The 14,951-nt window shown below is 67.5% G+C and carries 10 protein-coding genes and 1 tRNA gene; 7 read left to right on the forward strand and 4 right to left on the reverse strand.

From position 1 onward, the window contains the following. The first annotated feature begins 8 nt into the window (after positions 1-8). The 7 genes from PFX90_RS00315 (at position 9) to PFX90_RS00345 (ending at position 10,878) form a co-directional block, all read left to right on the forward strand. Complete coding sequence (locus tag PFX90_RS00315; RefSeq protein ID WP_285711212.1) at positions 9-2,435, forward strand: response regulator; 2,427 nt, start codon at positions 9-11, stop codon at positions 2,433-2,435. Positions 2,436-2,531: 96 nt separating this feature from the next. Further along, positions 2,532-4,037: a DUF4139 domain-containing protein gene (locus PFX90_RS00320; RefSeq protein ID WP_285709181.1), complete on the forward strand. Its 1,506-nt coding sequence runs from the start codon at positions 2,532-2,534 to the stop codon at positions 4,035-4,037. A gap of 10 nt (positions 4,038-4,047) precedes the next feature. Then, complete coding sequence (locus tag PFX90_RS00325; RefSeq protein ID WP_285709183.1) at positions 4,048-5,676, forward strand: DUF4139 domain-containing protein; 1,629 nt, start codon at positions 4,048-4,050, stop codon at positions 5,674-5,676. Between the two features lie 132 nt (positions 5,677-5,808). Next, a complete protein-coding gene (gene recA / locus PFX90_RS00330) occupies positions 5,809-6,876 on the forward strand; it encodes a recombinase RecA (protein WP_285709185.1) in 1,068 nt (355 codons plus the stop codon). A 193-nt stretch (positions 6,877-7,069) separates the two neighbouring features. Next, a complete protein-coding gene (alaS, locus tag PFX90_RS00335) occupies positions 7,070-9,721 on the forward strand; it encodes an alanine--tRNA ligase (protein WP_285709188.1) in 2,652 nt (883 codons plus the stop codon). Between the two features lie 103 nt (positions 9,722-9,824). Then, a complete protein-coding gene (locus PFX90_RS00340) occupies positions 9,825-10,349 on the forward strand; it encodes a hypothetical protein (protein WP_285709192.1) in 525 nt (174 codons plus the stop codon). Positions 10,350-10,377: 28 nt separating this feature from the next. Then, positions 10,378-10,878: a hypothetical protein gene (locus PFX90_RS00345; protein ID WP_285709194.1), complete on the forward strand. Its 501-nt coding sequence runs from the start codon at positions 10,378-10,380 to the stop codon at positions 10,876-10,878. Here the strand turns inward: PFX90_RS00345 and PFX90_RS00350 are convergent, their stop codons facing one another. The 4 genes from PFX90_RS00350 to PFX90_RS00365 form a co-directional block, all read right to left on the reverse strand. Beyond that, positions 10,879-12,654, reverse strand: coding sequence for a cation:proton antiporter domain-containing protein (locus PFX90_RS00350; RefSeq protein WP_285709197.1), 1,776 nt, complete (start codon positions 12,652-12,654; stop codon positions 10,879-10,881). It abuts the gene before it with no gap. Positions 12,655-12,710: 56 nt separating this feature from the next. Beyond that, positions 12,711-13,343 (reverse strand): hypothetical protein, encoded by a 633-nt coding sequence (locus tag PFX90_RS00355; protein ID WP_285709199.1) that lies wholly within the window; start codon positions 13,341-13,343, stop codon positions 12,711-12,713. Positions 13,344-13,375: 32 nt separating this feature from the next. Next, on the reverse strand, positions 13,376-14,599 hold the full coding sequence (locus tag PFX90_RS00360; RefSeq protein ID WP_285709201.1) for an NADP-dependent isocitrate dehydrogenase: 1,224 nt from the start codon (positions 14,597-14,599) through the stop codon (positions 13,376-13,378). A gap of 220 nt (positions 14,600-14,819) precedes the next feature. Beyond that, positions 14,820-14,894, reverse strand: a tRNA-Val gene (locus tag PFX90_RS00365). Between the last annotated feature and the right edge of the window lie 57 nt (positions 14,895-14,951).

Genomic DNA, 14,951 nt, shown 5'->3' on the forward strand with positions numbered 1-14,951 from the left:
CGGCCGGGCTGCCGCCTGCGAGCCTGCTTGCAGGGCTCGGCGGCGGGGTGGTCGCGAGCGCGGCGGTGCTGTGGTTTGCGACCGGCAGCGCCATCGTCGCGCTCGCCTTCGTGCTGGCTGCGGGCGTGCTGCTGGGCGGCGTGGTGCTGCTCGACCGGGTGCGCGGCCCTGCCGAGGAGCGCAGCCTTGCCGCGCCCGACTGGAGCGTCACCGTCGCCGCGATCGAGCGCGCGGGCGAGGCGATCGCGATCACCGACCGCGCCAACCGCATGGTCTGCGCCAACCTGTTCTTCCTCGACAGCTTCGGCGCGGGCGCGGCCCCGCCCGCGCTGCCGATGGAGCGTGCGGCATTGGAGGCGGTGACGCTGCTCGCGCGCAATGCCTGGCGCGACGGAACGTCGAGCCTCGAGGAGGTCGAGGCTTCGGACGAGACCCGCTGGCAAATCACCGCGACCCGCGCCGGGCGCGGCGAGGATCACCTGATCTGGCGGCTGAAGCCGCTCGCGCGTTCCGGCGGGGAGAGCCTGCAGGCGCTCGACCTTGCCGGACCTTTCGGCAAGATGCTGAGCCGCGCGGGGATCGAGAGCGCGATCACCACCGCGGACGGCGTGATCCGCGCGGTCAGCGCCGGGTTCGCCGAACGCGCCGCAGGCGATGAACGCGCGAGCCTTGTCGGGCAGGACTTCGTCAGCTTCCTGCGCTCCGACGAGCGCGACCGCATCTTCTTCGCGCGCGAGGGCCGCGGGGGGACGCCGCAGACGCTGGTCGACGTGCCGCTGGTCAATCCCGAGGAGCGCGTGACGGCGGCGGGGCCCGACGAGGCGACCTCGCTGATGCTGCTGATCGATTCGGGTGTGGGCATCGGCTCGGGCTGGGACGGGGCCAGCCAGGCGGGCGTCGCGCAATTGGACGCGCTGCTCGCGCAGCTGCCGCTCGGCCTCGCCATGACCGACCGCGATGGGCGATTCCTCTTCGCCAACGAGGCTTTCCTGCGCAGCGTGGGCCGCGAGGGGCGGGGGCTGCCCGCTTTCCCGACCGATCTCGTCACCCGCGAGGACAAGGCCGCACTGTCGGACGCGGTGCGCCGTCATGGGCGCGGGCCTGCAACCAGCGGCGATGTCGCGGTGCGGCTGACGAACTCGCCCGAGGAGCCGGTCAGCCTCGGCCTTGCCGGGGTGCGCGGGCTGGGCGAGGCGGCGGTGCTGCTGAGCCTTGCCGATACCTCCCAGGAGAACCAGCTCCGGCGGCAGGTCGCGCAGGCGACCAAGATGCAGGCGGTCGGGCAACTGGCGGGCGGGGTCGCGCATGATTTCAACAATGTGCTGACCGCGATCATCGGCACCTGCGACCTCATGCTGCTGCGCCATATCCCGGGCGACAGCGACTATGACGACATTCAGCAGATCCGCGCCAATTCCAACCGCGCCGCCTCGCTGACCCGCCAGCTGCTCGCCTTCTCGCGCCAGCAGACGCTGCGGCCCGAGATCATCCAGCTGCCCGACGTGGTCAGCGAGGTCAGCCCGCTGATCAAGCGGCTGCTAGGCGAGAAGATCACCTACTACGTCCAGCACGATCGCAACCTCGGACCCGTCCGCGCCGATCCGCAGCAGCTCGAGCAGGTGATCATGAACCTCGCGGTCAATGCCCGCGATGCGATCCAGTCGCGCGGGCAGGGGGTGGGGCGGATCTCGCTCTTCACCCGCAGCTTGCAGGCCAAGCAGGTGATCCAGCTCGGCTCCGAAGTCCTGCCGGCCGCCGACTACACCGTCCTGATCGTCCAGGATACCGGCGGCGGCATCCCCCCGCATGTGTTGCCCAAGCTGTTCGAGCCCTTCTTCACCACCAAGGAGCAGGGCAAGGGCACCGGCCTCGGCCTCTCGACCGCCTACGGGATCGTCAAGCAATCGGGCGGGTTCATCTTCGCCGACAACATCACCGACAAGGGCGGGCACCCGGTCGGTGCGCGCTTCACGGTCTATTTCCCCGTCCATCGCGGCGAGGTCACCAGGCGGCGTCCGGTGCAGGAGATCGTCTCGTCCGACTGGTCGGCGGGCGGCAAGGTGCTGCTGGTCGAGGACGAGGACATGGTCCGCACCGTCGCCGAGCGCGCGCTCACCCGCGCGGGCTACGAGGTCACCCCTTGCGCCAACGGCGAGGAGGGGCTTGCGGCGATCACCGAAGGGTCGGTGCAGTTCGATATCGTCGTCAGCGACGTGGTGATGCCCGGGATGGACGGCCCCGCGATGGTCCGCGCGATCCGGGCGCGGCTGCCCAATCTGCCGGTGCTGTTTATGTCGGGCTATGCCGAGGAGCAGCTGCGGCGCGACATCGACATCCCCGACATGCACTTCATCGCCAAGCCCTTCAGCGTCGCGGCGATCGGCGACAAGGTCGGCGCGGTACTGCGCGAGGCGCGGGCGACGGCGGGGGCGTGAGCCGCAGCCGATTTCTGCACCGCTGCGCACACCGTTCACCTTGGATAAAGCCGCATAATCGTTCATCCTCGCCCATAACGAGTGGAGGGGACTGGAATGATCAACCGTGCGATTATCGGCGCGTGCACCATCGGTGCTGCGGTTCTGGCAGCGGGCGCCGCGGCGCAGAGCGCACCGGCGGGCGAGGCCGCTGCCCCGGCTGAAACCGCTCAGGGCGATGTCGCGATCACCATCTATAATTCCAACCTCGCGCTCGTGCAGGACGTGCGCCAGCTCCCCATCGCCCAAGGCAAGAGCCGGGTCGAGTTCCCCGATGTCTCGGCCCAGATCCGTCCCCAGACCCTCAGCTTTGCCGCCGCGAACACCACGATCATCGAGCAGAATTTCGACTACGACCTGCTCACCCCCTCCAAGCTGATGGAAAAGGCGATCGGCCAGACCGTCACGCTCCTTCGCACCAACCCCGCCACCGGCACCGAGACCCGCGAGCGCGCCAAGGTGCTCTCGGTCGCTGGCGGCACCGTGATCCAGATCGGCGACCGGATCGAGGTGTTGCGTGACGACGGCCTGCCGGTGCGCGTGATCTTCGACCGCGTTCCCCCGGGCCTGCGCGCGCGCCCCACTCTTTCGGTCAATCTCGATTCGACCCGCGCCGGCACGCGGCCCGTCCAACTGCGCTATCTGACCGGCGGGCTCGGGTGGAACGCCGACTATGTCGCGCTCTATAACGAGAGCGCCGGTACCATCGACATGCAGGGCTGGGTGACGCTCACCAACAACACCGGCACCACCTTCCACAATGCCGACACCGTGCTGGTCGCGGGCGATCCCAATGGCGGCGGGCGCGGCGGCTATCGCGATCGCGGCATGGTCCGCGCCGGAACCGAGGCTGCCTCGCGCGAACGGCTCGGCGATTTCTACCTCTATCCCATCAGCGGGCGCACCACGATCGCCAATGCCCAGACCAAGCAGGTCAGCTTCCTCGACGTGCAGGCGGTCCCGGCGAAGAAGATCTACTCGCGGGAAATCTACTTCCGCCAGAACGACGAGCAGCCCATCAACGTCGAAAGCCGCATCGCTTTCTCGACGTCGAAGGCGCAGGGGCTGGGCGACGCGCTCCCCGCCGGCACGGTGCGCTTCTACCAGCGCGACCGCGAGGGCACCCCGCAGTTCATCGGCGAGAAGGGCATCGGCCACACCCCGATGGGCAGCGACCTCTCGCTGGTGACGGGCGAGGCCTTCGACATCACCGTCAAGGCCGAGGTCGAAAGCCGCGAGACCATCACCGCCGCCGAATGGGAAAAGAGCGCCCGCTGGCGGGTGGTCAAGGATGGCCGGGTGGTCGAGGAAGGCACGCTCGAGCGGCCCAAGACCTATTACCGCACCGTCATGCGCTACACCCTTACCAACGCCAAGGCTGAGGGCGTAGAGGTGCAGCTCACCCAGAGCGGGCTCGGCAACAACTGGTGGTCGGACGATTTCCGCGTCACCGCCGAGGACTTGCCCGGCGTGCAGCTCAACGCCGACCGGCGGCGCTACACCATTCCCGTCCCCGCCGAGGGCGAGCGGGTGATCCGCGTGACCTACGAAACCCGCTACTGAGGCGCGGGCCATGCGCTCTGCCGCGATCCTGCTCGCCGGCGTGGGCCTGGCGCTCGCCGCCCCGCTGTGGGCGCGCGAGGTGGTCGATGCCGCCGCGCCATCGGATATCGCCGTCACCATCTACCGCGACCCTGATCGCGGCGAGGGCGAGGAGCTCGACGCCGAGTATCCGGGCGGCCTCGCGATGATCTCGGAGACGCGGCGGGTGACCCTGCCCAAGGGCGAATCGACCATCCGTTTCGAGGGCGTCGCCGAGGGCATGGTCGGCGTCTCGGCGATCGTCACGGGGCTCCCCGGCGGGACGATCGAGAAGAATCGCAATGCCCAGCTCCTCTCGCCCGCGGCGCTGGTGGATGGCACCCTCGGCAACCGGGTGACGATCACGCGGATGAACCCCGCGACCGGCCAGCAGGTGAGCGAGACCGCCGTGGTGCGCACCCGTGCCGACGGGGGCTTGGTGCTCCAGACCGGGCAGGGCTTCGAGGCGGTGCAGTGCTCAGGCCTGCCAGAGACCCTGACCTATGGCCGCATCCCCGCCGGGCTTTCCGCCCAGCCGGTGTTCTCGGTCGATACCCGCTCTCCCGAGGGGGGCACCTTTGACGTGACCCTCACCTACCTTGCCTGGGGCTTCGACTGGCAGGCCGATTACGTCGGCCGGATGAGCGGCAAGCCCTCGGGCGAGGAGTTCGAGATGGGCCTCCTGAGCTGGCTCACCCTCGTCAACGACAACGGCCAGAGCTTCGACAATGCGCGGCTCCAGATCATCGCCGGGCGGCTCAATGTGGAGAGCGATTACCAGGGCCTCGCTGATCCGCCGGTGGCCGAAGGGCTCTATCTGACCTGCTACCCGCTGGGCAGCACCTCCGACGGCGTAGAGCCGGGGATGTACGCGCCGCCTCCGCCGCCGCCCCCGCCGGCACCGCCCCCTCCGCCGATGGCGATGGAGGCGATCGTGGTGACCGGCGCAAGGCTGCGCGCGGACATGCAGGACGTGCCGCTCGCGGTCTCGGTGGTGACGGCCGAGGAAGAGAATCTCGGCGACCTCAAGTTGTTCCGCGTGCCCGGCCGCGCCGACGTCTCGGCCAAGGGGATGAAGCAGGTCGCCTTCCTCAACAAGGACGCGGTCAAGGCGCGGCTGCTCTATCAGGTGGGTTGCAACCCCGACGCGTGGATCGGGGCCGAGGACGATCCCTGGCCCGCCAGCGTCCTGCTGGTGACGAAGAACGAGGACAAGAAGGGCCTCGGCGTCGCGCTGCCGCAGGGGGCGATGACGCTCTACGAGCCCACCTCCGGCGGCGAGCGGCTGGGGGCGACCACGAGCTTGCGCGATTACGCCCGCGGGCAGGATATCGAGCTCGATCTGCCCCAGAGCCAGCAGGTCTTCGCCCGCTGCGCTGCGGTCAGTCGCACGGGGCGCGAGCAGGGCCGCAAGTGGACCGCGATGCGCAGCGTCCTCACCAACGCCAACCCGCACCCCGTGACCGTGCGCCTGCAACTGGCCTGGGCCGGGGGCTACGACATCCGCTTCCCGCGCATGAAGCCGGTGCTCAAGAACGGCTACCAGACGGTCGAGGTCACGCTGCCCGCCAACAGCGAGAAGACCTTCGACTGGCGCCTGCGCGACAAGGTGAGCGATTAGGGAAGGGGCTTGCGGCCCCCCGAAAAAATTTTCCGTTCCCTACTTGTTCCATGAGAACAAATGCGATACATGGGCTCCCAAGGGCGGCGGAAAACTCCGTAATGCCCCTAGGCAAGCGAAGGAGCGCGTGCGATGGCTACCCAATTGAAATTGGTGGAAGAGGACAAGAAGGCCGTGGACCGTCAAAAGGCTCTGGAAGCAGCGCTTGCACAGATCGATCGTGCTTTCGGGAAGGGTTCGGCGATGAAGCTGGGCTCGAAGGAAGCGATGCAGGTCGAAGCGATTTCGACCGGATCGCTGGGCCTCGATATCGCGCTCGGCATCGGCGGCCTGCCGCGCGGCCGCGTGATCGAAGTCTATGGCCCGGAAAGCTCGGGCAAGACCACGCTGGCGCTGCACGTCATCGCTGAAGCACAGAAGGCGGGCGGCACCGCAGCTTTCGTCGACGCCGAACACGCGCTCGATCCGGTTTATGCCCGCAAGCTGGGTGTGGACATTGACGAGCTGATCGTCTCGCAGCCCGACACCGGCGAACAGGCGCTCGAGATCGTCGACACGCTGGTGCGCTCGAACGCGATCGACGTTCTGGTAGTCGATTCGGTCGCGGCGCTGGTGCCGCGTGCGGAAATCGAAGGCGAGATGGGTGACAGCCACGTCGGCCTTCAGGCGCGCCTGATGAGCCAGAGCTTGCGCAAGCTCACCGGCTCGATCAGCCGCTCGCGCTGCATGGTGATCTTCATCAACCAGCTGCGCATGAAGATCGGGGTGATGTACGGCAACCCGGAAACCACCACCGGCGGCAATGCGCTCAAGTTCTATGCCTCGGTCCGCCTCGACATCCGCCGCACCGGCCAGATCAAGGAGCGTGACGAGATCACCGGCAACACCACGCGGGTGAAGGTGGTCAAGAACAAGGTCGCGCCGCCCTTCAAGCAGGTCGAGTTTGACATCATGTATGGCGAGGGCATCTCCAAGATCGGCGAGATCCTCGATCTCGGGGTCAAGGCGGGCCTCGTGGAGAAGTCGGGGAGCTGGTTCTCCTACGATTCGATCCGCATCGGTCAGGGCCGCGAGAACGCCAAGACCTACCTCAAGGAAAATCCTGAAGTTTGCGACCGGTTGGAAGCTGCGATCCGCAGCCGCACCGATCAGGTCGCCGGGGAGATGATGACCGGGCCGGACGCGGACTCGGACATGTGATTCCCAAGCGGGCGCATGGCTGGCTCCCGGAGTGTCCCGCTCCGGCCCGGCTGTCCCCACCAGCGCCCGGACAAGCGGAACGCCGGTGCGTGCTCTCCCCAGGCACGCACCGGCCTTTCGCGTTCTGTGCCCCCAAAGTCCGATTGCGCGCGCTCCATTGCGTTAGTGCGCCGCTTTGCCTAACTGCACGGCCATGACGTCGACCAACGAAATCCGCCGCTCCTTTCTCGAGTATTTCAGCCGGAATGGCCACGCCGCCACGCCGAGCGCGCCGCTCGTGCCCTACAACGATCCCACGCTGATGTTCGTCAATGCCGGGATGGTGCCGTTCAAGAACGTCTTCACCGGCCTCGAGACCCCGGCCAGCCCCCGCGCGGCCTCCTCGCAGAAATGCGTTCGCGCCGGGGGCAAGCACAATGATCTCGACAATGTCGGCTACACCGCGCGCCACCACACCTTCTTCGAGATGCTGGGGAATTTCTCCTTCGGCGACTATTTCAAGGAACAGGCGATCACCCACGCCTGGACGCTGCTGACCAAGGAATGGGGCCTCCCCAAGGACAGGCTCACCGTCACGGTCTACCACACCGACGACGAGGCCTTCGACCTGTGGAAGAAGATCGCGGGCCTGCCCGAGGACCGCATCATCCGCATCCCGACCTCGGACAATTTCTGGTCGATGGGCGACACCGGCCCCTGCGGGCCGTGCTCGGAGATCTTCTACGACCACGGCGACCACATCTTCGGCGGCCCTCCGGGCAGCCCGGACGAAGATGGCGACCGCTTCGTCGAGATCTGGAACCTCGTGTTCATGCAATACGAGCAGCAGGCCGATGGCACCCGCCGCGACCTGCCCAAGCCCTCGATCGACACCGGCATGGGGATCGAGCGCGTCGCCGCCGTGCTCCAGGGCGTGCACGACAATTACGACACCGACACCTTCAAGGCGCTGATCGCGGCCTCCGAAAGCCTCACCGGCGTCGCAGCGGCGGGTGACCATGCGGCCTCGCACCGCGTGATCGCCGACCACCTGCGCTCGACCAGCTTCCTGATGGCCGACGGCGTGCTCCCTTCGAACGAGGGCCGCGGCTATGTCCTCCGGCGGATCATGCGCCGCGCGATGCGCCACGCGCACCTCCTCGGCGCTGCCGAACCGCTGATGCACCGCCTCGTCCCCGCGCTCGTCACCGAGATGGGGCAGGCCTACCCTGAACTAGTGCGCGGGCAGGCGCTGATCGCCGAGGTGCTCGAGCGCGAGGAAACCCAGTTCCGCCGCACGCTCGACAAGGGGCTGAAGCTCCTCGACGAGGCGACCGGCGACCTTGCGACCGGCGGCGAGCTCGACGGCGAGGTCGCCTTCCGCCTCTACGACACCTACGGCTTCCCCTATGACCTTACCGAGGACGCCCTGCGCGCCCGCGGCATCGGGGTCGACCGCGAAGGCTTCGATGCCGCGATGGCCCGCCAGAAGGCTGCCGCGCGCGCCGCGTGGAAGGGCTCGGGCGAAGCGGCCTCGGGCGAGGTCTGGTTCGACATCGCCGAACGCGAAGGCGCGACCGAGTTCACCGGCTACGCCTCGACCAGCGGCGAGGGCAAGGTGGTCGCCATCGTCAAGGGCGGAGCCGAAGTCGCCAGCGCCGCGGCGGGCGACGAGGTCGTGATCCTCACCAACCAGACGCCTTTTTATGGCGAAAGCGGCGGCCAGACGGGCGATGCGGGCACCATCGCCAGCCTCGGCGGGCTGCGCGCGGTGGTCACCGACACCTCGAAGCCGCTCGGGCGCCTCCACGCGCATCAGGTGCGGATCGAAGAGGGCGCGGTCAGCGTCGGCGATACGGTCGAGCTGAAGGTCGATGCCGAGCGCCGCGACCGCATTCGCGCCAACCACTCGGCGACCCACCTCGTCCACGCCGCGCTGCGCAACCGCCTCGGCGGGCATGTGACGCAGAAGGGCAGCATGGTCGCCGAGGATCGCCTCAGGTTCGACTTCTCGCACCCGGTCGCGCTTAACGCCGAGGACATCGCCGCGATCGAAGCCGAGGTGAACGCCGAGATCCGGGCCAACGAGACCGTCAGCACCCGCCTGATGACCCCCGACGACGCGGTCGCCGCGGGCGCGCTCGCGCTGTTCGGCGAGAAGTATGGCGATGAGGTCCGCGTGCTGGCCATGGGCCGGTCGGGCAAGGAAGGGCGCAACTACTCGGTCGAGCTGTGCGGCGGCACCCATGTGCGCGCCACGGGCGACATCGGCATCTTCCGCATCGTCTCGGAAAGCGCGGTCTCCTCGGGCGTGCGCCGGATCGAGGCGATGACCGGCGAGGGCGCGCGCCAGTGGCTTGTCGGCCGCGAGGAAGCGCTCAAGAGCGCCGCCAGCGTCATCCGCGCCACCCCTGAGGAAGTCCCCGCAAGGCTTGCCGCGCTGCTCGACGAGCGCAAGCGGCTCGAAAAGGAACTCGCCGAGGCCAAGAAGGCCCTCGCGCTGGGTGGCGGCGGCAGCGGCGGTGCGGCCACCGCTGACGAGACCGTCGCGGGCGTCACCTTCAGCGGGCAGGTGCTCGAGGGGCTCGACCCCAAGGAACTGCGCCCGCTGCTCGATGCAGCCAAGCAGCGCATGGGCAGCGGCGTGGCGGCGGTGATCGCGGTCAATGATGGCAAGGCGAGCATCGCGGCTGCGGTGACCGACGACCTCACGTCCCGCTTCAGCGCGGTCGATCTGGTGCGCGCTGGCGTGGAAGCGCTCGGCGGCAAGGGCGGCGGCGGGCGGCCCGACATGGCGCAGGGCGGGGGCCCCGACGGCAGCAAGGCGGCCGAGGCACTGGCGGCGGTCAAGGCGGCGATGGCCTGAGGCCGCTGCGGCCCAAGCCTTTGAACTTCAGCGATTCGTAACGAAATCGCGCCATTTTCCGAGCAAGAGATTCGCTCTCCTGCAAGGACAATGGACGGTGACAATGACGCATGATCGGCGCTGGCTGAGCGCGTGGCTCGCGGCTGCTTGCCTTGCCCTGACCACGCCGCTCGCCGCGCAGGAGACGCGCTCGCCGCCTGCTGCGGTGATGACCGTTCCCCCCGGTGCGGAACTCGCCACCGAAGAGCCGCCGCCGGTCCCGCCCTATACGATCCACGCCCGGGTGTTTGTCGGCGCGCGCGAGATGTGGGCGGGCTATCTGGCGATGACGGATTTCGGCCACGCCTATGTGCGCACCCATGTGCAGGACATGGATGCCGCTTGTCCGCGCGACAATGACCGCTTCAAGGAGCGGCGCCACACGATCGACCTGACCATCCGCCCCGGACAGCGGGAGCGTCCCTATCTCTACAGCGTCGAGGCCAATTGGACGTACCCCGCCGAGCCCTGTGCGGAGGAGGGCACGCGTGCGACCGGTATGCGGGTGGAAGTCGAGCTCGCGGAGAAGCAGACCCGGGTGATCGAGGGCGAGAGGGGGCTGCGTGTCGAACTTACGCGCTTTCCTTGAGCGGTTCTTCTGCGTCGTCCTGGCAGGTTTGCTGGCCTTCGCGCCGGCGGCTGCATCGGCGCAAGGCTATCGCCCGAACGAAGAAGACAGGCCGCGCGAATTTCCGAATATCTACTGGTTCACCGAGAAGAACCGGCGCGACACACCGCTCCAGAACTTCCGCTTCGAGGTGAAGGTCACGGGCGGGGAGCGGCTGATCTGGGCGGGCGAGCTCTACCTGTCGGAATACGAGGGCGCGCGGATCGAGACCGATCTGCGGGACATCAACCCCGCGTGCAGTTACGAAGAACGCCGCAAGGTGTCGCGCAACAGCGCCCTCGTGCTGACGCTGTCGAGCGTCGACTATGGGGAGGCGTACGGCTTCTGGCTGCGCACCTATTGGGAGCACCGCTTGCCCCAGTGCGGCGAGTTGCGCAGCGCGATCGCGTTCATCAACGTGCCGGTGCAATTGGCAGAAGGCGAGAGCGAGACGGTCGAGGGCGATTCCGGGCTGCGTGTGCACTTGAAGCGGCTGCCGTGGCCGCAATGATCAGGCCTCGCGCTCGCGCAGGCTGGCGGTCTTCAGCTTGGGCTTCTCGCTCAGCCCCCCATCGCGTTCGAGCTGCTCGCGGAACTCGTCGCGCTTGGCGTGGATCGAGGCGATCACCGGGCCCATCGCGACGCCGATGTCGACCAGCACGGCTTCCGACAGCTGGAGCGAGGCTTCCAAAGTCTCGGGCACGGCGTGGCTCGCGCCGGCGCGATACATCGCCGCGGCGTGATCGGGATCGCGGGCGCGGGCGACGATCAGGAGATCGGGATAGGTCTGGCGCAGCTTGGCGACAAGGCGCTGGGCGAGGATCGGCTCGTCCATCGTCAGCACCACCGCAGGCGCGGTTTCCACGCCGAGCCGCGCGAGCGTGTCGCCCCGCGCCGCATCGCCGAAGGTTGCGCGGTAGCCGTCGCGCTTTGCCGTATCGATCAGATCGGGGTTGGAATCGATCATCACATAGGGCTTGGCATGGGCGCGCATCATGTCGGCGACGAGGCGGCCGACGCGGCCCCCGCCGACGATGATGGTGCGCGCGCTGTCGGTATCGTCCTCCTCGGGCTCGTGCACCGTCCCGTCGACCCGCCGCGCGACCACCGCGCCGAGCTTGGCGAGGAGCGGCGTTATGGTGAGGCCGATCGCGGTGACGGTCTGCCAGAAACGCGCGGTCTCGGCATCGAGCACCAGCGCGCTCGTCGCTGCGGCGAGCACGATCAGCGTGGTCTCGGACGGCGAGGCCATCAGCAGGCCGGTCTCGGCCGCAGTGCTGCGCCGCGCGCCCATGAGGCGCAGCAGCACGCCGGTCACCAGCGCCTTGAACACCACCACCCCCGTCACCGCCAGCGCGATGGTGCCGATCTGGCCGGCGATCTCGACGAGGTTGATGCTCATGCCGACGGTGATCAGGAACACGCCCAGCGCGAGGCCCTTGAAGGGCGCCATGATCTGCTCGACCTCGGTATGATACTCGGTCTCGGCGATCAGCAGCCCCGCGATCAGCGCGCCGACGATGGGCGAGAGGCCGACCAGCGCGGTCGCGAGGCTCGCGCCGATCACCACCAGCAGCGAGGCGGAGAGGAACAGTTCGGGGCTCTTGGTGCGCGCGGCCTGCGCGAACAGGCGGGGGAGGACAAAGCGGCCCGCGACCAGCAGCACCGCGATCACGAGGCCGCCCTGCCACAGGGTGCGCCCCATGCCCGCCCAGCCTTCGTCGGCAGCATTGGGAGCGAGGGCGCCGAGCACGAAGATGATCGGGACGATGATGATGTCCTCGAACAGCAGCATCGAAAGCGCCGCGCGCCCGACGGGGGAGCGGGTGCCTGAAATCGGCAGGACGATCGCGGTCGAGGAAAAGGCGAGCGCGAAGCCCAGCGCCAGCGCGGCGGCGACGTTCATGTCGCCCGCCAGCGCCATGAACAGCGCCAACGCCCCGCCGCTGAGCAGCACTTCGAGCGCGCCGAGCCCGAACACGAGCTTGCGCATCTCCCACAGGCGGTTGAAGCTGAGCTCCAGCCCGATCGCGAACAGCAGCAGGATGATGCCGAAATCCGCGAAGGGAACCAGTCTCACCACGTTGGTGATGGTTATGTAATATAGCCAGGGATGCTCATCGACGAGCGAACCAAGGCCTGAAGGGCCGACCAGAACGCCGATCAGGATGAAGCCGATGATCGGGGTGATGCGGAAGCGGGCGAAGACCGGAATGACGACGCCCGCAGCGCCGAGAATCACCAGCGCGTCCGAAAGGACGGGGGAAAGGGTCAGTTCGCCAGCCATGCCCAAGGCTTAACGGGCAGGGGCGGTGCTGTCACCCGTTGTGTCGGAGGATGAGGTCAGTCCTGCGCAAAGAGCGCGTCGACCGATCCGCCATTGGCTGCGAGTGCGGACTCGACGCGTTTGCGACCGTGGTAATAGAGCAGCGCGGGATGCTTTTCCCCGCGCGCCTCGATGCGGGCAACGTCCGCGTCCGACAGGGCGCTTTCCTGCGCGATATGGTCGCAATAGCCTTCGACCCGCCAGCGCGGCTGCCCTATCATCGCGACCACACCGAAATGGTTGAGCAGCACGCCGTGGGTCATCTCATGCGCGATCACAGAGGAAAGCTTGCGCGAGCCACCGACGGTTCGGTTGTTGGTGATGCGATCAGCGGCCAAGTCAGCCCGGTTGACGATCAGGTTCTGCCCGCCAAGGCGCGTCAGGGCAAAGGTGCCGCGATAGATATTCGCCAGCCACAGCCAGCGCCAGCTGTCATCGGTGAGGAAGATGCGGCGCGGCTCATGCTCGCGCGCAATCGGGCTGGCGGACACCAGTGTTTCGGCGCGGGCCATGACCTTTTCGAGCGCAGCCTGATCGATCGGGGTCTCCGACCAGATCTGACTGTCCCCGGCCTGCGCATAATGGGGGAAGGCCAGAAGCTGCGGCGCCATCAAGGGCGAGGCCAGCAGCAGGACGGGCGCGCCGATCATCAGACCGGCACGCCCGCCCATCAGTTTCGCGATCAGGCCCAGGAGGCCATTTCCTTCTCGAGGTTCTGCACGATCGTCTCGAAGAACTGCTCGGTGGTCTGCCATGCCTGGCCCGGGCCGATCAGCAGCGCGAGGTCCTTGGTCATGTAGCCCTTCTCGACCGTCTGGACGCAGACGCGCTCGAGCGTTTCGGCGAACTTCACCACTTCGGGCGTGCCGTCGAACTTGCCACGGTACATGAGGCCGCGGGTCCAGGCGAAGATCGAGGCGATCGGGTTGGTCGAGGTCGCCTTGCCCTGCTGGTGCTGGCGATAGTGGCGGGTGACGGTGCCGTGGGCGGCTTCCGCCTCCACGGTCTTGCCGTCGGGCGAGAGCAGCACCGAGGTCATCAGGCCCAGCGAGCCGAAGCCCTGCGCCACGGTGTCCGACTGCACGTCGCCGTCGTAGTTCTTGCACGCCCACACGAACTTGCCCGACCACTTGAGTGCCGAGGCGACCATATCGTCGATCAGGCGGTGTTCGTAGACCATGCCCTTTTCCTTGAACTTCTCGGCGAAGCCCTCGGTGTCGAACACTTCCTGGAACAGGTCCTTGAAGCGCCCGTCATAGGCCTTCATGATCGTGTTCTTGGTCGAGAGGTACACCGGCCAGCCGAGGTTTAAACCGTAATTGAAGCTCGCGCGGGCGAAGTCGCGGATCGAATCGTCGAGGTTGTACATCGCCATCGCGACGCCGCTGCTGGGGAAGTCGAACACGTCGAGATCGATCTTCTCGCCGTTCTCGCCGTCCCACACCAGCCGCAGCTTGCCGGGGCCGGGGATCAGCGTGTCGGTCGCCTTGTACTGGTCGCCGAAAGCGTGACGGCCGACCACGATCGGATCGGTCCAGCCCGGCACGAGGCGCGGCACGTTGTCGATCACGATCGGCTCGCGGAAGACCACGCCGCCCAGGATGTTGCGGATCGTGCCGTTCGGCGACTTCCACATCTTCTTGAGGCCGAATTCCTCGACGCGCTGCTCGTCCGGAGTGATGGTCGCGCACTTCACGCCGACGCCATACTGCTTGATCGCATTGGCGGAATCGACGGTGACCTGATCGTCGGTCGCGTCGCGGTTCTCGATCGAGAGGTCGTAATACTTCAGATCGATGTCGAGGTAGGGCAGGATCAGCCTTTCGCGGATCCACTGCCAGATGATGCGCGTCATCTCGTCGCCATCGAGTTCGACGACGGGGTTGGCGACTTTGATCTTGTTCATGCGTGTTGCCCTATCCTTCTTGCCCCGTCTGATGCGAGGCTAGGTGTGATCGACAGGAAAAGTGCGGGCCCGTCCGAGGCCCATAGATCCCGCCGCGGCTTTAGCAGAGGCGCGGGGGCTTGCAAGCGCGGGGGCTGCGAATGAAACGCAACAGCCGTTGCAGCGGGGAGCAGGCACAAAAAAGCCCGCCGGAAAGGGCGGGCGTTCTCGTCTCAGCCGATGGTGGGCGTAGCAAGGATTGAACTTGCGACCCCTACGATGTCAACATAGTGCTCTACCACTGAGCTATACGCCCACACCATCGGATGTGCGCCCTCCCGGGGGAGAAGCGGAGCGGCCCTTTATCGCAGCC

The sequence above is a fragment of the Erythrobacter oryzae genome (assembly GCF_030271515.1).
In the GTDB taxonomy this organism is placed as follows: Bacteria; Pseudomonadota; Alphaproteobacteria; order Sphingomonadales; family Sphingomonadaceae; genus Erythrobacter; species Erythrobacter oryzae.

What these genes read in the sequence shown, in the direction of transcription:
- PFX90_RS00355 (WP_285709199.1), bottom strand. Translation starts at nt 13,343, where the DNA reads ATGATCGGCGCGCCCGTCCTGCTGCTGGCCTCGCCCTTGATGGCGCCG.
- PFX90_RS00320 (WP_285709181.1), top strand. Translation starts at nt 2,532, where the DNA reads ATGATCAACCGTGCGATTATCGGCGCGTGCACCATCGGTGCTGCGGTT.
- PFX90_RS00340 (WP_285709192.1), top strand. Translation starts at nt 9,825, where the DNA reads ATGACGCATGATCGGCGCTGGCTGAGCGCGTGGCTCGCGGCTGCTTGC.
- alaS (WP_285709188.1), top strand. Translation starts at nt 7,070, where the DNA reads ATGACGTCGACCAACGAAATCCGCCGCTCCTTTCTCGAGTATTTCAGC.
- PFX90_RS00360 (WP_285709201.1), bottom strand. Translation starts at nt 14,599, where the DNA reads ATGAACAAGATCAAAGTCGCCAACCCCGTCGTCGAACTCGATGGCGAC.
- PFX90_RS00325 (WP_285709183.1), top strand. Translation starts at nt 4,048, where the DNA reads ATGCGCTCTGCCGCGATCCTGCTCGCCGGCGTGGGCCTGGCGCTCGCC.
- recA (WP_285709185.1), top strand. Translation starts at nt 5,809, where the DNA reads ATGGCTACCCAATTGAAATTGGTGGAAGAGGACAAGAAGGCCGTGGAC.
- PFX90_RS00350 (WP_285709197.1), bottom strand. Translation starts at nt 12,654, where the DNA reads ATGGCTGGCGAACTGACCCTTTCCCCCGTCCTTTCGGACGCGCTGGTG.